Annotated in this window: 18 protein-coding genes; 8 read left to right on the top strand and 10 right to left on the bottom strand. The window is 53.1% G+C overall.

The genetic code is table 11. The features are described from left to right. Positions 1-66 precede the first annotated feature (66 nt). From OGX89_RS04580 to OGX89_RS04570, 3 genes are all read right to left on the bottom strand, one after another. Positions 67-1,326: an MFS transporter gene (locus tag OGX89_RS04580; RefSeq protein WP_003833490.1), complete on the bottom strand. Its 1,260-nt coding sequence runs from the start codon at positions 1,324-1,326 to the stop codon at positions 67-69. Between the two features lie 65 nt (positions 1,327-1,391). After that, a complete protein-coding gene (locus OGX89_RS04575) occupies positions 1,392-2,339 on the bottom strand; it encodes a PfkB family carbohydrate kinase (RefSeq protein WP_126957269.1) in 948 nt (315 codons plus the stop codon). Positions 2,340-2,369: 30 nt separating this feature from the next. Then, a complete protein-coding gene (locus OGX89_RS04570) occupies positions 2,370-3,806 on the bottom strand; it encodes a glycoside hydrolase family 32 protein (RefSeq protein WP_286560002.1) in 1,437 nt (478 codons plus the stop codon). 174 nt (positions 3,807-3,980) lie between these two features. Here OGX89_RS04570 and OGX89_RS04565 point away from each other — a divergent pair, with 174 nt between their 5' ends. Further along, positions 3,981-4,976, top strand: a complete 996-nt coding sequence (locus tag OGX89_RS04565) for a LacI family DNA-binding transcriptional regulator (RefSeq protein WP_126957265.1) — start codon at positions 3,981-3,983, stop codon at positions 4,974-4,976. 200 nt (positions 4,977-5,176) lie between these two features. On the opposite strand, the gene ychF is transcribed toward OGX89_RS04565, so the two are convergent. Both ychF and pth read right to left on the bottom strand, forming a co-directional pair. After that, positions 5,177-6,271: a redox-regulated ATPase YchF gene (gene ychF / locus OGX89_RS04560; protein WP_003020818.1), complete on the bottom strand. Its 1,095-nt coding sequence runs from the start codon at positions 6,269-6,271 to the stop codon at positions 5,177-5,179. A gap of 115 nt (positions 6,272-6,386) precedes the next feature. Beyond that, positions 6,387-6,971, bottom strand: a complete 585-nt coding sequence (gene pth / locus OGX89_RS04555) for an aminoacyl-tRNA hydrolase (RefSeq protein WP_126957263.1) — start codon at positions 6,969-6,971, stop codon at positions 6,387-6,389. A gap of 274 nt (positions 6,972-7,245) precedes the next feature. Here pth and ychH point away from each other — a divergent pair, with 274 nt between their 5' ends. Beyond that, entirely contained in the window at positions 7,246-7,527 is a 282-nt protein-coding gene (gene ychH, locus OGX89_RS04550) for a stress-induced protein YchH (RefSeq protein WP_003833480.1), read from the top strand. A 126-nt stretch (positions 7,528-7,653) separates the two neighbouring features. Here the strand turns inward: ychH and lysC are convergent, their stop codons facing one another. Continuing rightward, positions 7,654-9,015: a lysine-sensitive aspartokinase 3 gene (lysC, locus tag OGX89_RS04545; RefSeq protein WP_126957261.1), complete on the bottom strand. Its 1,362-nt coding sequence runs from the start codon at positions 9,013-9,015 to the stop codon at positions 7,654-7,656. 608 nt (positions 9,016-9,623) lie between these two features. Here lysC and OGX89_RS04540 point away from each other — a divergent pair. Further along, positions 9,624-11,009 (top strand): diaminobutyrate--2-oxoglutarate transaminase, encoded by a 1,386-nt coding sequence (locus OGX89_RS04540; protein ID WP_126957259.1) that lies wholly within the window; start codon positions 9,624-9,626, stop codon positions 11,007-11,009. 15 nt (positions 11,010-11,024) lie between these two features. Further along, complete coding sequence (locus OGX89_RS04535; protein ID WP_126957257.1) at positions 11,025-12,488, top strand: pyridoxal phosphate-dependent decarboxylase family protein; 1,464 nt, start codon at positions 11,025-11,027, stop codon at positions 12,486-12,488. 98 nt (positions 12,489-12,586) lie between these two features. Here the strand turns inward: OGX89_RS04535 and dauA are convergent, their stop codons facing one another. The 4 genes from dauA to lolB form a co-directional block, all read right to left on the bottom strand. Next, positions 12,587-14,269, bottom strand: a complete 1,683-nt coding sequence (dauA, locus tag OGX89_RS04530) for a C4-dicarboxylic acid transporter DauA (RefSeq protein WP_071692414.1) — start codon at positions 14,267-14,269, stop codon at positions 12,587-12,589. Positions 14,270-14,393: 124 nt separating this feature from the next. Beyond that, a complete protein-coding gene (prs, locus tag OGX89_RS04525) occupies positions 14,394-15,341 on the bottom strand; it encodes a ribose-phosphate diphosphokinase (RefSeq protein WP_001518537.1) in 948 nt (315 codons plus the stop codon). A gap of 269 nt (positions 15,342-15,610) precedes the next feature. Further along, entirely contained in the window at positions 15,611-16,462 is an 852-nt protein-coding gene (gene ispE, locus OGX89_RS04520; RefSeq protein ID WP_003833423.1) for a 4-(cytidine 5'-diphospho)-2-C-methyl-D-erythritol kinase, read from the bottom strand. Further along, positions 16,459-17,082 (bottom strand): lipoprotein insertase outer membrane protein LolB, encoded by a 624-nt coding sequence (gene lolB, locus OGX89_RS04515; protein ID WP_126957255.1) that lies wholly within the window; start codon positions 17,080-17,082, stop codon positions 16,459-16,461. Before lolB ends, ispE begins: the two co-directional genes overlap by 4 nt. A 211-nt stretch (positions 17,083-17,293) precedes the next feature. Between lolB and hemA the strand changes: the two genes are divergently transcribed. The 4 genes from hemA to sirB2 are packed head-to-tail and all read left to right on the top strand — an operon-like array spanning position 17,294 to position 20,896. After that, positions 17,294-18,550 (top strand): glutamyl-tRNA reductase, encoded by a 1,257-nt coding sequence (gene hemA, locus OGX89_RS04510; RefSeq protein WP_003833420.1) that lies wholly within the window; start codon positions 17,294-17,296, stop codon positions 18,548-18,550. A gap of 41 nt (positions 18,551-18,591) precedes the next feature. Further along, positions 18,592-19,674, top strand: coding sequence for a peptide chain release factor 1 (gene prfA, locus OGX89_RS04505; protein WP_003020786.1), 1,083 nt, complete (start codon positions 18,592-18,594; stop codon positions 19,672-19,674). Beyond that, positions 19,674-20,507 carry a peptide chain release factor N(5)-glutamine methyltransferase gene (gene prmC / locus OGX89_RS04500; protein WP_003833416.1) on the top strand — a complete coding sequence of 278 codons (834 nt, stop codon included), beginning with the start codon at positions 19,674-19,676 and terminating at the stop codon, positions 20,505-20,507. Before prfA ends, prmC begins: the two co-directional genes overlap by 1 nt. Further along, a complete protein-coding gene (sirB2, locus tag OGX89_RS04495) occupies positions 20,504-20,896 on the top strand; it encodes an invasion regulator SirB2 (RefSeq protein WP_003833414.1) in 393 nt (130 codons plus the stop codon). The genes prmC and sirB2 overlap by 4 nt, the downstream gene beginning before the upstream one ends.

Genomic DNA, 20,896 nt, shown 5'->3' with positions numbered 1-20,896 from the left:
AGTTCGTACTTACTGTTGGGGGATACGACAGGGCCAATGGCCCTGTCCGGTATATTTTAAACTTCGCTACTCTGTCACCAGTTCATTTCCCATCTTCTGCTGATGATGCTTTTTGCTCAACGAGAAGTAGCCAAATATTAGCGTTATTACCACAATGCTGGCCATAATCAGGAAGATTTCCTGATAGCCCACTTTATCAAACAACTTACCGACAGGCAGTGACAGCACGATGATGCCGATGGAACTGGCGATATTGAAGCCAATAAGGTATATCGTTGACGACAGGCGTTTATCAAAATTCGCTACGCTGAATTTAAACACTGAAATAACAAACAGTGGGACTTCCAGCGCATGGAGCATTTTAATCAAGGAGATAATATAGATATCGGTGAACAGTGCTGAACCCAGGATTCGACAGGTCATGATTGTGCCGCCCAGCAGCAATGCGGATTTAGGCCCGATGCGGTTAATCAGGAATGGAACCAGCGCCATACCGACGGCTTCCATAAAGACCTGTACCGAGTTGAGGTAGCCGTATACGCGTGGTGCCAGTTCGGGATCGTCAAATAAGCTGGCGTAAAACACCGGGAACATCTGCTGATCGTAGATGCTATAGAACGACCAGGTACCGACGACAAAGATGACAAAAAACCAGAACTGCGTATCTTTAAAGATAGTGAGAAAATCATTTCGGGTCAGCGCGTCGGGTTCAGGAGAGCGCGTTTTTACAGAAGATGGGGCGGGTGAGTTGGTTTTGAACAACACGTTAATCAACAGGAATAATACCCCCATTACCGATACGCACCAGAAGTTAATGTGTGGGTTGATGCTGAAGAAGATGCCACCAACAAATGTCCCTGCGGCGTAGCCAAGCGATCCCCACAAGCGGGCGGTACCGAATTCAAAGTTGAATTTGCGGCTCACTTTTTCGACGAAGCTTTCTACCAGACCACAACCCGCGAGGTAGCCAAGGCCAAAGAAAATGGCTCCCAGCGCCATACCAAGCTTGAAGTTGGAGGTCAGCAGCGGTTCGTAAACATAAATCAGGAACGGGCCGCTGAGCGTGATGACTATCCCCATCAACCAGATAAGGTGTTTGCGGGTGCCGAGCTTATCCTGCAGAAAACCGTAGACCAGCATAAACAGCATGCTAAAGAACTGGTTTACGGCATACAGCATTCCCAGCTCCGTTCCGGACAGGCCAAGTTTATTTTTTAGCCATATCGCATAAAAAGACCACCACAACGACCAGGCGGCAAAGAAAAAAAGCAGGTACCCGGATGAGTACCGATATTTGTCATTACTGAACGGCATATTTATCTTCATGATTTTTCCAATCCAGATCAGGTCATTGTAAGGTCTTTCTGATACGACGTAACGAGTTCGCTTTATTACGGGGTAATCGTTCTCCGTAGCGATGGTTGTGACTGAATAAAGCTGCTCAGGTGTTGGCTGTCGGGAAACGCGCTTAGCGCGCCACGCCGGGTGGTCGCCAGAGCACCACAAGCGCTGGCCTGCTCGATAAGTGGAAGTAGCGTTGACGTCGATGTGGGCCAGCCTTCCTCGGCGAGTGCCGCCAGCAGCCCGGCCATAAAGGCATCACCGGCGCCAGTGGTATCGATACTTTCGACGTTATAGCCGCTTAAAGTTAGCCTGCTGTTTTGCCAGAAAGCGATAGCGCCGTCGGCACCGCGGGTGACGATTTTCAGGCGTGCAGGAAAATCAACCAGACGTTCGCAGGCGCTACTGAGACAGTTGGTCTGTGTTAGCCACAGCAGCTCTTCTTCTGACATCTTCAGAATGTCGCTCCGCCGGGCAAACTCGTTGACAAGGTCAAACATCTGCATCTCGTTGCTCCACATCTGCGGACGCAGATTGATGTCAAAGCTCAGAGTACCGCCGGTCTGTCGCAATGCGGCCATTGCCTGGGCGAGGGTGGCGCGGCAGTCAGGGGCAACCAGCGCCAGCGAGCAGAAGTGCAGAATATCGGCACCAAAGTCGGGCAGACTCGCCGGGCTGAGAAATTGATCGGCAGACGGATTGACCAAAAACTCAAACTGCCGCTCGCCGTTGGGAGCCAGTGAAACCAGTACGGTACTGGTGTGCTGATGTGCATCAAACTCCAGACTTCCTGTATCCACCTGCGCTGTTTCCAGCGTCTGATGCAGAAAGCGACCAAAAGTGTCATTGCCCACACGGCCAATAAAACCGCTGGCGCGGCCAAGGCGAGCGACGCCGATTGCCACATTGAAGGGAGCGCCTCCCGCACAGGCTTCAAACTGCATATTGTCGCGCGGCAATAAATCCACCACGGCGTCTCCGAGCGTCCAGATAGTCATTATTTTTCCCCAAAGCAGTAAGACGGGTGTTTATTTGGCGCTGAGCGGCCAGGCCTGCCCTTGATTAAAAATGGCGTGTCCGTTCTGGCTGAATAAGGTCAGCTGGCGATCGTCCGGTTCAGGATAAATACGACTGCTAAGGGTATATTCACCATGATTGACAAATACCTCTACCGAGGAGCTGTCGATAAATAAGCGCAGATCCAGCCGGTCACCAACTGGCAGCGGCACGCTGCGATAACCAGAGAGACCATGCTGCGGGTAGCGACGATCCAGTACCAGACGCTGTGCCTGGCTATCGACGTAGATGCGCATCCCGTCACCCAGCGCGATACCATATTCTTCAGCACTGCTGCGGGCGATATCGAGGCTCAGTTCGACTTCAATAGCGAGCGCCTGCTCCTCTACCATCAGGGTGCGATTGTGCAGTTCGCTAACTGGCCAGACATGGAGCGGACCGCGCAATGATTCCAGTTCTTTAATTGGGTTCATACGCAGCCGCTGATCGGTATCGAGCGTCACCTCGCGGGGGAGGGTAAGCATGCCCGCCCAGCCGTCGGCTTGTTCTGGCATTGGCGATTCCCACATCGACAGCCAGCCAATCACGATGCGGCGCCCATCCGGGGTGGTAAATGACTGGGGGGCGTAAAAATCATGCCCGTGATCCATCTCCTGGAAGGCGTGGGTGACGTGAAAATGGAGATTATCCTGCCATTCGCCGACCATATAGCAGCTCTGGAACAGGTTACGGCAATCGTATCCGTCTGCGGCGATGCCCTGCGGCGAGAACATGAAGACGAGCTTATCGTTGAGTGGGAAGAGGTCCGGGCACTCCCACATGTAGCCCATGCCGTCATCGGCCCTGCCGAGCGTGCTGGCAAACTGCCAGTGCTGTAGATCCTGCGAGCGATAGAGCTGCACTTCGCCCACGTCATCGACCCGGGCGCCCACCACCATGTACCAGCTGTCTCCCTCTTGCCAGACTTTCGGATCGCGAAAATGGTGTACGCCTCGCGGGGTATCCAGAATCATGCCCTGGCGTTCAAAGTGAATCCCGTCGGTGCTGGTGGCCAGGCACTGTACCTGATACAGGTTTTCCTCATTCGCCTCGCCGTCAAACTTGTGTCCGGTGTAGATCAGGGCCAGCTTATTGCCTTCAACCACCGCTGAACCGGAAAAACAGCCGTCTTTATCTTCCGGCCCTTCTGGTGCCAGTGCGATGGGCAAGTGCTCCCAGTTCACCATATCGCGGCTGCGCGCATGGCCCCAGTGCATTGGTCCCCAGACCGGCTGCCACGGATAGTGCTGATAGAACGCATGGTAGTAACCATCGAACCAGGACAGACCGTTGGGATCATTCATCCAACCCGCCGGTGGCGCCAGGTGATAGCGTGGATACCAGCGCGGGTTTACAAGGTCTTTCTGCTGGCTTAAGGCTTCGTTGGCTTTGGAAAGTAGTGACGTCATTTGCTTGTCCCTGTAAGTGAATTGATCAAAAGATAACGTTAACATTCTCGGTTTTCTCGCAGATTTGATGGTAATATCGATGTTAATCACAAAAGTTAACGTTAACATTTTGCGGGCGTTATCGAGATCGCATTTTCAGACCCCGGCAAAGTGAACATCGGCGAAGGAGAGGGTATGGCATCTTTAAAGGATGTGGCGCAGCGGGCTAACGTCTCGTTAATGACCGTATCGCGGGCGATTAACGAGCCCGAACGACTACGGCCTGAAACCTATAAAAAGGTGATGGAAGCGGTAGATGCGCTGGGGTATGTCTCCGATCTCTCCGCTAAAAAAATTCGTGGTGCGAAAACCACGGCTAACACGATTGGGGTGCTGGCGCTGGACACCATGACTACGCCATTTTCCGTGGAGATAACGCTCTCTATCGAAGAGACCGCGCGGGCGCACGGTTGGAATAGCTTTGTGGTGAATATGTTCAGCAATGACAAGCCAGAGAAAATGGTTGATCTGCTGTTGGCACATCGCCCGGACGGTATTATCTACACCGCGATGGGACTGCGCCGGGTACCGGTACCGGAAAAGCTGCATAAGTATCGCTGCGTGCTGGCGAACTGCGAAAGCACAAGCGGCCCTTTTCCCACCTATATTCCCGATGATGAACAAGGGCAATATCTTGGCGTGAAAGCGCTGTTGGCCGCAGGCTATCGCCGACTGCTGTGCATCCACCTGCCGAAAGGAATTGTGGCGACCGATCGCCGTCGGGCGGGAATGGAGAGGGCTTGTCGTGAAGCGGGTGTCGACCCTGATGCAATGTTCCACCACTATCTTCCGCCGGGCGAGCGCCACCATATTGATGCGGCGGAGATTGCCGGGCATTACCTGAGAGGCGCGTGCCCGATGTTCGATGCGGTGGTGTGCGGTAACGACCGCGTGGCTTTTGTTATCTACCAGCTCTTGCTGGGGCGAGGGCTGCGCATTCCGCAGGACGTCGCTGTGCTGGGCTATGACAATATGGTGGGCACCGGCGAGCTATTTTTGCCGCCGCTATCAACGGTACAGCTGCCGCACTATGAAATCGGTCGTCTTAGCGCGCTGCATCTTATCCAGGGGCTCGATCACCGGGATACAGTGCGGGTAGACAGCCCCTGGCTTCCGCGCGCCTCAATATGAGTACGCTCACGTGGCTACTGCTGTTTTGCCAAAATAGCTCAGCCTTTTTGGTCATCGTGTTTGGTGCCAACTTTCAGATGCGCAGCAGCGGGAGCCTCTGAGATGCTATGAAATGAAAAATCCACGCAATTGCGTGGATTTTATAGAGTTTTACAGTTGTCATGAGATTCAGTGAAACCTCATGAGACAACAAATTTTATTTAGACGTTGAACAGGAAGTTCATGATATCGCCATCTTTGACGATATAGTCCTTACCTTCGGCACGCATTTTCCCAGCTTCTTTCGCACCTTGCTCACCTTTATAGGTGATGAAATCTTCAAACGCGATGGTTTGTGCGCGGATAAAGCCTTTCTCGAAGTCGGTATGGATTTTACCGGCTGCCTGCGGAGCCGTGGCACCGACAGGAATGGTCCAGGCACGGACTTCTTTCACGCCAGCAGTGAAGTAGGTCTGCAGGTTCAGCAATTCGTAGCCAGCACGGATAACGCGGTTCAGGCCCGGCTCTTCCAGACCCATTTCAGCCATGAATTCTTCACGGTCAGCATCATCGAGTTCTGCGATGTCAGCTTCAACGGCTGCGCAAACGGCAACCACAACAGAACCTTCGGCAGCCGCGATTTCGCGCACTTTATCGAGGTACGGGTTATTTTCAAAACCGTCTTCGTTGACGTTGGCGATGTACATTGTTGGCTTCAGCGTCAGGAAGCTCAGGTATTTGATGGCCGCTTTGTCTTCGTCAGTCAGCGTTTTCAGCGCGCGCAGCATGCCAGCGTTTTCCAGCTGTGGCAGGCATTTTTCCAGCGCAGCCAGTTCTGCTTTAGCGTCTTTGTCGCCGCCTTTGGCCTTTTTCTGTACGCGATGGATAGCGCGCTCACAGGTGTCGAGGTCGGACAACGCCAACTCGGTATTGATAACTTCAATGTCATCAGCCGGATCCACTTTGTTATTAACGTGGATGATGTTGTCGTTTTCAAAGCAACGCACCACGTGGCCGATAGCTTCGGTTTCACGGATGTTGGTCAGGAATTGGTTACCCAGACCTTCACCTTTGGACGCACCTTTTACCAGACCGGCGATGTCGACGAATTCCATCGTTGTTGGCAGGATACGCTGCGGTTTGACGATTTCGGCCAGCTGATCCAGACGCGGATCGGGCATCGGGACAACACCGGTGTTCGGCTCGATAGTACAGAACGGGAAGTTTGCCGCTTCAATACCCGCTTTTGTGAGCGCGTTGAACAGGGTGGATTTGCCTACGTTTGGCAAACCGACGATACCGCATTTGAATCCCATGTTTAAATCACCTTAATCTTTTGATATTCAATCTGTTATGGAAAACAGATTGTAGAAATGTAAATAACTTTGCCTATTATACACAGCACGCGAGAAAAATGCCGCACATCGCTGCTTATTGCGCTTTAAAGGTGTGTAACCGGCTCGTCGCTTTGGTCAGGCCGTCTTTGAACAATATCTCGGTACAACGTGCCGCTTCGTCAATTGCTTCATCAATTAACTTCTGTTCTGAAACAGGCGGTTTGCCTAAAACAAATCCGACAACTTTGTTTTTATCGCCCGGATGGCCAATTCCAACGCGTAAACGATGAAAGTTGGGGTTATTACCTAACTTGCTGATGATGTCTTTCAGGCCATTATGTCCGCCATGACCGCCGCCAAGCTTAAATTTGACCACGCCAGGGGGCAGGTCTAACTCATCGTGTGCGACCAAAATTTCATCGGGGTTAATACGATAAAAACTGGCCATCGCACCGACAGCCTTGCCGCTCAGATTCATAAATGTGGTTGGCACCAGCAGACGGACGTCTTCACCTTCAAGCGTAACTCTGGAGGTGTAGCCGAAGAATTTCGGCTCATCGCGCAGGGGAGCGCGTAATCTTTCTGCCAGCAGATCGACATACCATGCGCCTGCATTGTGTCGCGTTGCCGCATACTCTGCGCCGGGGTTCGCCAGGCCGACAATCAATTTAATCGCCACGTGTTTTGTCCTGAGTGTTTCGATAAACGACGTGTAGTTTACTGTCTGACGCTGCTGTTGACAAAAAACTGCGTGCTTATCGCCAAAAGCTGAATAATTGCACGAATGGACTATTAGAAAATGAGTATGTTCAGTGGCTTATTTGTAAAGTTTTGTTGCGTGAGTGTTTGTAATTGTGATCGCTCCCGCACTTGCGAACGGCAGTGTTGTCTATACTTTACACATAAGGATTAGGGGTATTCCCTGTAACAACCCAAAGTTCCGGAGGTGACACATGAAACGCAAAAACGCTTCGTTACTCGGTAACGTGCTCATGGCTTTAGGGTTGGTGGTGATGGTGGGTGGTGTTGGTTACTCTATTTTAAACCAACTGCCGCAATTTAATCTGCCACAGTTTTTCGCACATGGTGCCGTGCTCAGTATTTTTGTTGGTGGTGTCCTCTGGTTGGCGGGTGCCAGAGTGGGGGGGCACGAACAAATCAGCGATCGTTACTGGTGGGTGCGCCACTATGACAAACGCTGCCGTCGCGGTGATACCAATCATCGGCATAACTAAATAGCTCTCCCAACTCGGAGTGCGGTTGTTTGAACACAAAGTCCTGGTTTAAAAACCAGGGCTCTGCTTGTTCGTCAGTACTGGATTAAACGACTTCTACCTTTGGTGGCATACTACAAAGAAACGTTATTCGAATAACCGATAATGTAACGCTTTGATCGCGCTGTCTGCATTGTCAGCCGGTAACAGGATGCTCAGGTTGTCGTTTGACGCCCCATGGCAAATCATTCGTACCGTATGCTCTTCAAGCCAGGCAAAAACGTCTTTGCAAACTCCCGCAGCCTGTGTGAGTTGATTCCCCACCAAAGTGACCAACGCCAGTCCGGTTTCCACTTCCACACGACAGTGGGAGGACAAGGCGGTAAACAATGCGGTGGTCAGCACATGGTCTTCACCTGAGGTTGCATGAGTGGCGTCCAGCGCCAGCGCAATACTATTCTCTGAGGTTGTAACCAAATCCACCGCGACCGCATGGCGAGCTAAAATGGCGAAGGACTGCGCCAGGAAAGAACAGGAAGGTTGCTTCTCCAGACTGTGTAACCGCAACAGCGTCTGTTTACGACGAACTGCGAGCGCACGATAGCGAGGTGGATTATCGGTGGTGTTGTGCACCAGCGTACCTCCGGCGGCAGTATCCTTACTTGAGCCAACAAAGACCGGAATGCTTTTACGCATTGCCGGGAGCAGTGTCGCCGGGTGGAGGACCTTCGCACCGTAGGCGGCCATATCGCTGGCCTCGGAAAATGAGATATGGTCGATTCGTTTGGCCCGCGGCGCAATGCGTGGGTCGGTGGTGTAGATCCCTGCGACGTCGGTCCAGATGTCAACGCGTGCGGCGTGAAGTGCCTCACCGAGAAGTGTTGCCGTGTAATCACTACCGCCGCGTCCAAGCGTTGTGGTGTGTCCTGCGGCATCACGCCCGATAAATCCCTGAGTCACCATAATCGCTTGCTCAAGACGAGGACGCAGGTGAGTCTCCACCTGGTGGTGCAGTGTGCCAAGCTCGGGTTCGGCACAGCCGAAGTTCGAGTTAGTACGCATCACACTACGGGCGTCAAACCACCCAGCCTCGGCATGCCGTTCACGTAAGACTTCAGTAAAAAGTAGCGAGGACATCAGCTCGCCATGGCTGACTAATTCATCGCTTAACGCATCAGACGGCGAAACCATCGCCGTTTGTGCAAGACGACGTATGTTGTTGAGAAGATTATCGATTTCCGTGCTGATAACGGACGGCTGCTTCAGGCGGGAAATAATGTTGTATTGAATGGCGCGTAAAGTCTCAATCTTATCTAATTGTTGATGTGTTTCCAGACCTTCAGAAAGCTCAACCAGTAAGTTTGTCACGCCTGCTGAAGCAGACAAAACGACTAAACGGACATCTTGATCAGCAAGGACAATGCTGGCGCTTCGATTCATCGCATCAAAATCAGCGACGCTGGTGCCGCCAAATTTGGCAACGACGGATGGTGGATAAATGCGAGTCATAACAATCTCATATCAGGGCGCCATAAAAGTATGGCTAGAAAATTTTCATTCTCGGCATAAGGGAACGAAGTTCGCCTTACGAAATGTCCGCCCGCGAACATTTCTGCTGACAACCCAGGGAATACCTGTTGTCGATAACGCGTGTCGCCTGTACGCGTTATCGGGTGCTGCGCATTAATTTTATCTACATAGCCTGTAAATAAGCGCGCCATACTAAGTGATTTATATTTAGGGATCGACTTTTTTATTCGATTTATCGACAAATAAGTGAAAAATCATGTCATCACAAGATATCGCGAGCATCATTAATGGTAAAAACGTGTAAAAAAATAATAAAAACACGAAAATCTCATGGTTTTTATTAGATTGTCTGCGTTGCAATTAGCTACAACATTGTTAATTAAATAGATATATTTCTTTAGGATTTAGTAATGGCAAATGGTTGTTACGCTTTGAATTTTAAGGGGAAAGTTGTTATTTTTAATGCCGAAAAATAAATGATTGAGTCCTAAGCTAAAACAACATATATTAGCCGCGCTTTTTTACAGGTAATCCTTATAACCATTTATTCAATCAGGTGTTAATCTACACCTGGTTGTAGGAGTGATATGATGACGGATAAAGTCCGTATTGATACTTTAAGTGCTAATTCATTACCACAGAGCAATGATACCTTTTTAGCAAGACAGGCTGAGTTTGAATCTAATGTCCGCAGCTATCCACGTAAACTGCCATTAGCGATCGCTAAAGCGCAGGGCGTCTGGATTACTGATGTAGAAAATAATCAATATCTTGATTGCCTGGCAGGTGCCGGAACCCTGGCGCTTGGTCATAACCATCCTGAAGTGCTGCAGAGCATTCAAAGTGTCATCACAAGCGGCTTACCGTTACATACGCTTGACCTTACCACGCCGTTAAAAGATGAATTCTCATCATATTTACTTTCTTTATTACCGGGTCAGGGCAAAGAATATTGCCTGCAGTTTACCGGGCCGTCCGGTGCCGATGCCGTTGAAGCCGCGCTGAAGCTGGCGAAGAAAGTCACCGGCCGTTCCAGCATCATCAGTTTCTCCGGCGGCTACCACGGGATGACCCACGGCGCGCTGTCCGTGACCGGCAACCTGTCGCCGAAAGAAGCGGTCAGCAACATGATGGCGGAAGTGCAGTTTATGCCGTATCCGCATCAGTACCGTTGCCCGCTGGGTATCGGCGGCGACGCTGGCGTCAAAGCATTAACCTACTACTTCGAAAACCTGATCAACGACGTTGAAAGCGGCGTGCGTAAACCGGCTGCCGTGATCCTCGAAGCGGTGCAGGGAGAAGGTGGCGTGAATCCGGCTCCGGTCGAGTGGCTGCAGCGCATTCGTAAAGTGACGCAGGAACACGGCATTCTGCTGATCATCGATGAAGTTCAGGCTGGTTTTGCACGTACCGGTAAACTGTTCGCCTTCGAACATGCCGGTATTGAGCCAGATATCATCGTTATGTCCAAAGCGGTTGGCGGCGGTCTGCCGTTGGCGGTGCTGGGTATTAAGAAGAAGTTCGATGCGTGGGCTCCGGGCCACCACACTGGCACCTTCCGCGGCAACCAGCTGGCGATGGCGACCGGTCTGACAACGCTGAAGATCCTCAAAGACGACAAGATTGCCGATAAAGTTGCTGCCCAGGGCGAGTGGCTGAAAGGCAAACTGGCTGACCTGCAGAAACGCTACCCGGTTATCGGCCAGGTGCGCGGTCTGGGTCTGATGATCGGTCTGGAAATCGTGAAGCCGAACGAAGCGCAGGATCACATGGGCTGCTACCCGGCCGATGGCGAGCTGTCCGCGTTGCTGCAGAAAAAATGCTTCGAAAATGGGCTGATTCTGGAGCGTGGTGGCCGCAATGGTTGCGTGCTGCGCCTGTTGCCGTCACTGCTGATCACCAACGCTGAGCTGGAAATCTTCCTCGATAAATTCGAAAACGCCCTGCTGGGCGCTGGCGTGAAGCCGGTTTAAACGGAGTTGGATCGAATGTCAGACGTAAACCCGATTCTGTCCGGCTCGGCGCAAAGCATTGCAGCTTATCAGGACGCTATCGAGCAGAGTACGCAAGCGGTCGTTGAATGGTTGAAGCAGCCTGAGATGTATAAGGGTAAAACCGTTGAGCAACTGCGTGAACGTATCAACCTGAATTTTACGTCTCAGGGCCTGGGCAACCAGGCCGCTATTGAGCGTGCGGTTGAATACTTTCTCAAAGACAGCTTGTTGGTTCACCATGCGCAGTGCGTGGCGCATCTGCACTGCCCGAGCCTGGTAATAAGCCAGGCGGCGGAAGTGCTGATCAACGCCACCAACCAGAGTATGGACTCCTGGGACCAGAGCCCGTCGGCCACCATCATAGAGATCAAGCTGATCGAGTGGTTGCGTGAGCAGGTTGGGTACCCGGCAGGCGATGCGGGCGTATTCACCAGCGGCGGTACACAGAGTAACCTGATGGGCCTGATGCTGGCGCGTGATGCTTTCTTCGCTCGCCAGGGGCACTCCATTCAGCAGGATGGTCTGACCGGTGATCTGAGTAAAATCAAAGTGTTCTGCTCTGAAAGCGCGCACTTCTCTGTGCAGAAGAACATGGCGCTGATGGGGCTGGGCTACCGTTCCGTCACCCAGGTGAAGACCGATGCGTTTTCACGCATGGATCTGACTGACCTGAAAGACAAGCTGGCCCAGGCGAAAGTCAACGGCGAGCAGGTGATGGCAATTGTCGCCACTGCCGGTACTACCGATGCGGGCGCAATCGATCCGTTAGCGGATATTGCAGCGCTGGCGGCAGAACATCAGATCTGGATGCACGTGGATGCAGCATGGGGCGGGGCGTTACTGCTTTCTGAGAAGTACCGTGACTTCCTGAACGGCCTTGAGCTGGCCGATTCCGTGACGCTGGATTTCCACAAGCAGTTCTTCCAGACCATCAGCTGCGGTGCGTTCCTGTTAAAAGATGCGCGCCACTACGAGCTGATGCGTTACCAGGCGGCGTATCTGAACTCTGATTTCGATGAAGAGGCTGGCGTACCAAACCTGGTATCGAAGTCGCTGCAGACCACGCGTCGTTTCGATGCGCTGAAGCTGTGGATGGGCCTCGAAGCGCTGGGCAAAAAGCAGTATGCCGAGATCATTGATAACGGTGTGACGCTGGCGCGTGATGTTGCTGAGTTTGTCAAAACCCAGCCGCATCTTGAACTGGTGATGGAACCACAGCTGGCAAGCGTGCTGTTCCGCTTCCGCCCGCAAAGTGACGACGTGGCATTTGTCGCGCTGCTGAACCAGCGTATTGGCGACGTTCTGCTGGCTTCTGGTCGCGCCAACGTCGGCGTGACCGAAGCCGATGGTGTCACATGCCTGAAGCTGACGCTGCTGAACCCTACCGTGTGCCTGGAGGATGTCAAAGTCCTGCTGGCAAGCGTGAAGGCAACGGCTGAGCAACTGCTGAACGCGTAAGCAATAAGCTTATTATAAAAAATGGCTCCCACGTACGGGAGCCATTTTTTTGTCTGTCATTTGTAATCCGGCGGTGTTTCGCCTGGCCGGGCTACACGTTAGCGGATATCTGCTAGCGCAGCATCTTTATTCGGGAAGAACGTCAGACGCCCGGCAATCGGCTGAATACCCGCGCGCGCCATGGTACGTAGCGGCTGGAATTCCAGATTACTGATGCGTAATTCACAACCTTCCGGCAGACGTTTTACAAAGCGCTGGAAGGCGTCCAGACCACCGGCATCCAGTACCGGGACTGCGTCCCACTTCAAGACTACAATGCGTTTACCTTCAATACGCGACTCGAGATCGGTAAATAATCCTTCCGCCGCGGCAAAGAACAGCGGACCAATAACGCGCAGCACCAGCACATCGTCCGGTACGTCTACGTTGACCGGCGCCAGACGCGTCATGCGCGCAATACGACGCATAAACAGCAGAGAAGCGAGAACAATACCGACGCTGATGGCAATAACCATGTCGAACAGCACCGTCAGCGACATACACATCAGCATGACAATGATGTCGTCTTTCGGCGCATGACGCAGCAAATCCACCACTTTATGCGCTTCACTCATGTTCCATGCCACCATCAGCAGTAGGGCGGCCATGGCGGAAAGCGGTAACCAGGAAAGCAGCGGTGCAAGTACCAGCAGGGCGAGGATCACCAGAATCGCGTGGATAACCGCAGAGATTGGCGAGGTCGCCCCAGCGCGGACGTTTGCCGCAGAGCGGGCAATTGCTGCTGTGGCGGTGATGCCGCCAAAGAACGGTGCCACGATGTTACCAAGCCCCTGGCCAATCAACTCGCTGTTAGCTTTATGCTTGGTGCCGGTCATCCCATCGAGTACGACGGCGCACAGCAGAGATTCAATTGCCCCCAGCATCGCCATCGAGAAGGCTGCCGGTAACAGCGCCTGTAACGAGCTCCAGCTCAGGGTAAAGTTTGATTCCGGCATATTCCACGGCAGGACCAACTGCGGCAGCAGTTGTGGGATACCGTTACCCTGTGAGCCGTCAGCCAGAATGTAGTGGAACTGCGAACCAATGGTGGCGACATGGCCGCCGGTCAGGTTCACGATACCCATTACCGCACAGCCAGCCAGCAGCGCGGGAAGGTGGCCCGGCAGTCGGATCCCCAGGCGCGGCCAGAAAATCAGGATCCCTAGCGTCACTACGCCAATGGCGGCATCACCGAAGTTAATGGTTGGCAAGGCCATAAACAGCGCGCCAACCTTCTGCAGATAGTGCTCCGGGACATGGGCCATCTGCAGGCCAAGAAAATCTTTAATCTGCATGGTACCGATGGTGATACCAATACCCGATGTAAAACCTAACGTTACCGACACGGGGATATATTCGATCAGGCGGCCAAAACGAGCGAGGCCGAAAAGGATCAGGAATATCCCGGACATCAGCGTGGCAACCAGCAGGCCTGCCAGCCCAAACTGTTGCGACACCGGATACAGAATGACCACGAAGGCGGCGGTCGGGCCAGATACGCTAAAGCGTGAACCGCCGGTCAGGGCGATAACAATCCCAGCGACGGCTGAGGTATACAGGCCGTACTGTGGCGCAACGCCACTGCCTATTGCCAGGGCCATCGCCAGCGGAATGGCAATGATCCCAACGGTTATCCCGGCGATCAGGTCACGGGTAAAGCGAGAGGCAGTATATTTTTCTTTCCAACAAGCGTCGATGAGGGCGCGGAAAGGCATCACATGTGAGGAAAATAATCTGTTCACAATAATGTTTCATCCATGAGCGCATCATCTGTCAACTAAATGGCAGGTGAAGGAGGCATAAGTCATACAAATAAGTATTGCAGATAAAAAAACCCGCCGCAGCGGGTTTTTGAGCCGGGCTCGATTAATGCTCGAACATAGCAGAGATGGATTCTTCGTTGCTGATACGACGAATCGCTTCGGCCAGCATACCCGACAGGGTCAATGTACGCACGTTTGGCAGTGCTTTGATTTCGTCAGTCAGTGGAATAGTGTCACAGACAACGACTTCATCAATCACTGAGTTGCGCAGGTTGTTTGCCGCATTACCTGAGAAGATCGGGTGAGTAGCGTAAGCAAATACGCGTTTAGCACCACGTTCTTTCAGTGCTTCTGCTGCTTTGCACAGCGTACCGCCGGTATCGATCATGTCATCAACCAGAACACAGTCACGACCTGCAACGTCACCAATAATGTGCATCACCTGAGAAACGTTCGCACGCGGGCGACGTTTGTCAATGATAGCCATGTCGGTATCGTTCAGCAGTTTAGCGATAGCGCGGGCACGCACGACGCCACCGATATCTGGAGAAACCACAATCGGGTTATCCAGGTTCAGCTGCAGCATGTCTTCTAACAGGATCGGGCTACCGAATACGTTATCAACCGGTACGTCAAAGAAGCCCTGGATCTGTTCAGCATGCAGGTCAACGGTGAGGACGCGGTCAACGCCAACGCTGGACAGGAAATCAGCGACGACTTTAGCGGTAATCGGTACACGAGCGGAACGTACGCGACGATCCTGACGTGCATAGCCGAAGTAAGGAATAACGGCGGTGATACGGCCTGCGGAAGCACGGCGCAGCGCATCAACCATAACGACCAATTCCATCAGGTTGTCGTTAGTAGGGGCACAAGTGGACTGGATGATGAAAATATCACCACCGCGTACATTTTCATTAATTTGTACGCTGACTTCGCCGTCGCTAAAGCGACCTACAGCGGCGTCGCCGAGTGAAGTGTACAGGCGGTTGGCAATACGTTGTGCTAGTTCCGGGGTGGCGTTACCAGCAAAAAGCTTCATATCAGGCACGAGAAGAACCTCAGGCATGCGTCCATTGGTGGAAAGAATCTGCCGAAAACTGTGCGGGCCAGGCAGTATCCTCTCCATGCGGTGTATTAAAGAGCGCGATGCAACGTCTGGAACAGGGTGACGTTGTCACCGCAACTCAGCTTGCCCGGCTTACTCTTTATCTTTCGCGTTTCATTTGCGCTGGCATCAATTCCTCACACCAGTTACATACTGATATTGTATGCATCTGGCGATTCGTCATTTCGCCATCTTCCTGAAATCCGAAGGATTTAGAGTAACGCTCTGTGCAATGGGGAGAGGTTGACGCCTTTCGCCACAAAGCCTTTGAGCCATTCCGGGGCTTGCTCAAGCACCTGGCGAGCACGAGACTCAGTGTCAAATTCAGCAAAGACACAAGCCCCTGTACCAGTCAGGCGCGACGGCGCGTATTCTAACAGCCAGGAAAGCGCCGCATCAACCTCGCGAAAACGTTTTCTTGCGATAACCTCGCAATCATTGCCGAATTCACATTTTAGTAACGTTTTTATTGACCTTTTTGGCGTGTTGCGGGGGAGGTCGGGATCGTTAAAAATCACCGGTGTCGGAATACTGACTCCCGGATGTGCAACCAGATACCACTTTTCCTCAGGCTCGACCGGCGTCAGAATTTCGCCAACACCTTCGGCAAAGGCCGCATGGCCGCGCACGAATACGGGAACATCCGCCCCCAGCGTTAAGCCGAGTGCCGCCAGTTCATCAACCGAAAGTCCGCACTGCCAGAGATGATTCAGCGCCACCAGAACGGTTGCCGCATTAGACGAACCTCCGCCAAGACCGCCGCCCATCGGCAGGCGTTTGTCGATACTGATGTCCGCACCACTCCCTTTGGGAAGGCGATTGCTTTCAGATGCCGCTTTCATCAGCGAACGTGCCGCACGGACGATCAGATTGTCTTCATGCGCAACGCCTTCCACTGGGGTTAACAGGTGAATTTCGCCGTCGCTACGCGGTGTAATATCTATCGTGTCGCCATAATCAAGAAACTGAAATAAGGTCTGCAGCGTGTGGTAACCGTCCGCACGCTGTCCGGTGATGTATAAAAACAAATTCAGTTTTGCCGGAGAGGGCCAATGGGTCATCATTTCACAATCCAGTTATCCATTTTCAGCTTAATACGCTGGGAACCGTCGGACAGCTCCATGTTTGCTGGCATCGCAGGCTGGGTTTTGCTGTCGTAGGCGCTATAGACCACTTTCCAGTTTTTACCGTCTTTGCTGTAGCTCACTTCACTCAGACGATATTGGTCGTCGAGCTTATAATCGGTGGCGTCACCTGGCAGACCAAGGATCCATTGGCGCAAGCTGTTTAATGGGATAGGCATGCCGGTCAGTTTGCCAATCATCTCTTCAGCGTCGTCGGCGGTGTAATGCTTGCCTTTGTTATCGACCAGTTCGACGTTGCCAGGCTGCGCATTAAGTTCCAGTTCCGTGCTGCCCAGTGGGTTGGTCAGCAGGAGACGATAGCGATCCTGACCGGTTTGCTGCCAGAAAAAGCGGGCATACACTTTCTGTTGATCGGAAATATAGGCAAACGCACCACGCGTCTGATACTGGTTCAGGGCGCGAACTTCCTGTTGGTGCTGGCGCCACTGCGGAGAATCGGGGCTTTTACCGGGACCTTTAGGCGCGTTGAGCGTACAGGCAGTAAGAACCAGGGCCGCCAGCGGCAGCAGGCGAATCAGGCGAAAATCAGGCAGGGTCATAATGATGACAAATCCTTGAGATACGTTGCAGTTATAACTCTTAATGCTAGCGCCGCCATCAGACATCGTCTACGTTCAAGTTATCTTAAATCGCTTAAATTTGTGCACTAAGCTATTACTCCAAAAGGGGTCAGTCTCTTTTATTGACCGCACGCATCCTGTATGATGCACCTAGTCTAACCTTATCAACGCTGGTACTATTCCCGCACACATGACCCTTTTAGCGCTTGGTATTAACCATAAAACGGCACCTGTATCGCTGCGAGAACGCGTAACGTTTTCGCCGGATACGCTCGATCAGGCGCTGGACAGCCTGCTCGCGCAGCCAATGGTGCAGGGCGGGGTAGTGCTGTCGACGTGTAACCGCACGGAGCTGTATCTCAGCGTTGAAGAGCAGGATAACCTGCAAGAAGCGCTGGTTCGCTGGCTGTGTGAATACCATAACCTCAATGAAGAAGATCTGCGCAACAGCTTGTACTGGCACCAGGACAACGACGCAGTCAGTCATTTGATGCGTGTTGCCAGCGGTCTGGATTCACTGGTGCTCGGTGAACCGCAAATTCTGGGGCAGGTGAAAAAAGCGTTTGCGGATTCGCAAAAAGGTCACCTGAACGCCAGTGCGCTGGAACGCATGTTCCAGAAATCATTCTCTGTCGCAAAACGTGTACGTACAGAAACTGACATCGGCGCCAGCGCCGTGTCGGTGGCGTTTGCCGCCTGTACCCTGGCGCGGCAGATATTTGAATCGCTCTCCACGGTAACCGTGCTGTTAGTCGGTGCGGGCGAAACCATTGAGCTGGTAGCGCGACATCTGCGCGAGCACAAAGTCAAGAAGATGATCATCGCCAACCGCACTCGCGAGCGTGCGCAGGTGCTGGCGGATGAAGTCGGCGCCGAGGTGATTTCACTGAGTGATATAGACGCGCGTTTACAGGATGCCGATATCATTATCAGTTCTACCGCCAGTCCGCTGCCGATTATCGGCAAAGGAATGGTGGAACGTGCGCTTAAAAACCGCCGCAATCAGCCTATGTTGCTGGTGGATATCGCCGTACCGCGCGATGTCGAGCCGGAAGTGGGTAAATTGTCTAACGCCTATCTGTACAGCGTTGATGACCTGCAAAGCATTATTTCGCATAACCTGGCCCAGCGCAAAGCGGCGGCGGTGGAAGCCGAAACGATAGTGGAGCAGGAAGCCAGCGAGTTTATGGCCTGGCTACGCGCCCAGGGCGCAAGCGACACTATCCGCGAGTATCGCAGTCAGTCAGAACAGATCCGTGATGAACTGACCGCCAAAGCGTTGGCCGCTCTTCAACAGGGCGGTGATGCGCAAGCCATTATGCAGGATCTGGCCTGGAAACTGACCAATCGCCTGATTCATGCACCAACCAAATCACTTCAACAGGCCGCCCGTGACGGGGATAGTGAACGCCTGAATATTCTGCGCGACAGCCTCGGGCTGGAGTAGCAGCACACCAATCTTATTTTTTACAGGGTGCATTTACGCCTATGAAGCCTTCTATCGTTGCCAAACTGGAAGCCCTGCATGAACGCCATGAAGAAGTTCAGGCGCTGCTCGGTGATGCGGGTACTATCGCAGACCAGGATCGCTTTCGTGCGCTGTCGCGCGAATATGCGCAATTAAGCGATGTATCTCGCTGTTTTACGGACTGGCAACAGGTTCAGGAAGATATCGAGACGGCTCAGATGATGCTCGACGATCCTGAAATGCGTGAAATGGCGCAGGATGAACTGCGCGAAGCAAAAGAGAAATGTGAGCAGCTGGAACAGCATCTGCAGGTCCTGCTATTACCTAAAGATCCCGATGACGAACGTAACGCCTTCCTCGAAGTGCGCGCGGGAACCGGTGGTGATGAAGCGGCGCTGTTTGCCGGCGATCTGTTCCGCATGTACAGCCGCTACGCTGAATCGCGTCGCTGGCGGGTTGAGATCATGAGCGCCAGCGAAGGCGAGCATGGCGGGTTTAAAGAAGTCATTGCCAAGATTAGCGGCGAAGGCGTTTACGGGCGACTGAAGTTTGAGTCTGGCGGCCATCGCGTGCAGCGCGTACCTGCGACGGAATCGCAGGGGCGTATTCATACCTCTGCCTGTACGGTCGCGGTTATGCCGGAACTGCCGGATGCCGAACTGCCGGACATCAACCCGGCCGATCTGCGTATTGACACCTTCCGTTCATCAGGCGCGGGCGGTCAGCACGTTAACACCACCGACTCCGCAATCCGTATTACCCACTTACCGACCGGTATTGTAGTGGAATGCCAGGACGAACGTTCACAGCATAAAAACAAAGCCAAAGCGATGTCGGTGCTGGGGGCGCGAATTCGTGCCGCCGAAGTGGCAAGACGTCAACAGGCGGAAGCCTCTGAACGTCGTAACCTGTTGGGAAGTGGCGATCGCAGCGATCGTAACCGTACCTATAACTTCCCGCAGGGTCGTGTGACCGATCACCGCATTAACCTGACGCTCTACCGTCTGGATGAAGCGATGGAAGGCAAACTGGATATGCTCATTGAGCCGATTGTCCAGGAATACCAGGCCGACCAACTGGCGGCGTTGTCCGAGCAGGATTAATGGATTATCAGCACTGGCTACGTGAAGCAATTAGCCAATTACAGGCAAGCGAAAGCCCGCGCCGTGACGCCGAGATTTTACTCGAGTTTGTTACTGGCAAAGGGCGCACCTTTATTCTGGCTTTCGGCGAAACGGAGTTAACCGAGGCGCAGCGTCAACAGCTTGATACGTTACTGGAGCGGCGTCAGCGGGGAGAGCCGGTGGCGCACTTAACCGGCGTGCGTGAGTTCTGGTCGCTGCCGCTATTTGTGTCTCCAGCCACGCTTATTCCGCGTCCGGATACCGAGTGTCTGGTGGAGCAGGCGCTGGCTCGCCTGCCGGCCTCAGCGTGTCGTATTCTTGATTTAGGAACCGGCACGGGTGCCATTGCGCTGGCGCTGGCAACCGAGCGTCCGGATTGTGCAGTGACTGCTGTAGACCGCATGCCTGATGCCGTGGCACTGGCTATTCGCAACAAGCAGCAACTGGGCATCGACAATGTTTGCGTGCTGCAAAGCAACTGGTTCAGCGCATTGCAGGGACAGCAGTTTGACATGATTGTCAGCAATCCGCCGTATATCGACGAGCAGGATCCGCACCTGGCACAAGGCGACGTTCGCTTTGAACCGCTGTCGGCACTGGTGGCGAGCGATCAGGGGCTGGCGGATATCGTGCATATCATTGACCAGTCTCAGCGCGTATTAACGCCCGGCGGCTATCTGTTGTTGGAACATGGTTGGCAACAGGGCGAGGCCGTCCGTGACGCTTTTACTCGTGCAGGTTACCTGGCGGTTGAAACCTGTCGTGACTATGGCGGCAACGAGCGAATTACGCTTGGACGCATCCCATCATGAGTACCTTCGGTGTGTTACTCAACGTCCATCTCATCAGCATTGCGCTTTCGGTTGGTTTGCTGACGCTGCGATTTTGGTGGCGTTACACCGACTCGCGCCTTGCCTGCGCGCGCTGGACGCGCATCGTGCCGCCGGTTGTCGATACCGTTTTATTACTCAGCGGCGTAGCGTTAATGGTTAAAGCGCACGTCCTGCCATTCACTGAGCACGGGACATGGCTGACTGAAAAGCTGTTTGGGGTTATCATTTACATCGTTTTGGGTTTTATTGCGCTCGATTATCGTCGGGCGCGCAGTCAGCAGGCGCGATTAATCGCTTTTCCGCTGGCGCTGGTGGTGCTGTACATCATCATTAAACTCGCCACCACAAAAATACCGTTACTGGGGTAA

The sequence above is a fragment of the Citrobacter sp. Cpo103 genome (assembly GCF_030332605.1).
Classification (GTDB): Bacteria; Pseudomonadota; Gammaproteobacteria; order Enterobacterales; family Enterobacteriaceae; genus Citrobacter; species Citrobacter portucalensis.
This window is presented reverse-complemented; position numbering and strand designations above follow the sequence as displayed.

Coding starts and splice junctions, on each gene's coding strand:
- OGX89_RS04580 (WP_003833490.1), bottom strand. CDS start 1,326: ATGAAGATAAATATGCCGTTCAGTAATGACAAATATCGGTACTCATCC.
- OGX89_RS04575 (WP_126957269.1), bottom strand. CDS start 2,339: ATGACTATCTGGACGCTCGGAGACGCCGTGGTGGATTTATTGCCGCGC.
- OGX89_RS04570 (WP_286560002.1), bottom strand. CDS start 3,806: ATGACGTCACTACTTTCCAAAGCCAACGAAGCCTTAAGCCAGCAGAAA.
- OGX89_RS04565 (WP_126957265.1), top strand. CDS start 3,981: ATGGCATCTTTAAAGGATGTGGCGCAGCGGGCTAACGTCTCGTTAATG.
- ychF (WP_003020818.1), bottom strand. CDS start 6,271: ATGGGATTCAAATGCGGTATCGTCGGTTTGCCAAACGTAGGCAAATCC.
- ychH (WP_003833480.1), top strand. CDS start 7,246: ATGAAACGCAAAAACGCTTCGTTACTCGGTAACGTGCTCATGGCTTTA.
- lysC (WP_126957261.1), bottom strand. CDS start 9,015: ATGACTCGCATTTATCCACCATCCGTCGTTGCCAAATTTGGCGGCACC.
- OGX89_RS04540 (WP_126957259.1), top strand. CDS start 9,624: ATGATGACGGATAAAGTCCGTATTGATACTTTAAGTGCTAATTCATTA.
- OGX89_RS04535 (WP_126957257.1), top strand. CDS start 11,025: ATGTCAGACGTAAACCCGATTCTGTCCGGCTCGGCGCAAAGCATTGCA.
- ispE (WP_003833423.1), bottom strand. CDS start 16,462: ATGATGACCCATTGGCCCTCTCCGGCAAAACTGAATTTGTTTTTATAC.
- lolB (WP_126957255.1), bottom strand. CDS start 17,082: ATGACCCTGCCTGATTTTCGCCTGATTCGCCTGCTGCCGCTGGCGGCC.
- hemA (WP_003833420.1), top strand. CDS start 17,294: ATGACCCTTTTAGCGCTTGGTATTAACCATAAAACGGCACCTGTATCG.
- prfA (WP_003020786.1), top strand. CDS start 18,592: ATGAAGCCTTCTATCGTTGCCAAACTGGAAGCCCTGCATGAACGCCAT.
- prmC (WP_003833416.1), top strand. CDS start 19,674: ATGGATTATCAGCACTGGCTACGTGAAGCAATTAGCCAATTACAGGCA.
- sirB2 (WP_003833414.1), top strand. CDS start 20,504: ATGAGTACCTTCGGTGTGTTACTCAACGTCCATCTCATCAGCATTGCG.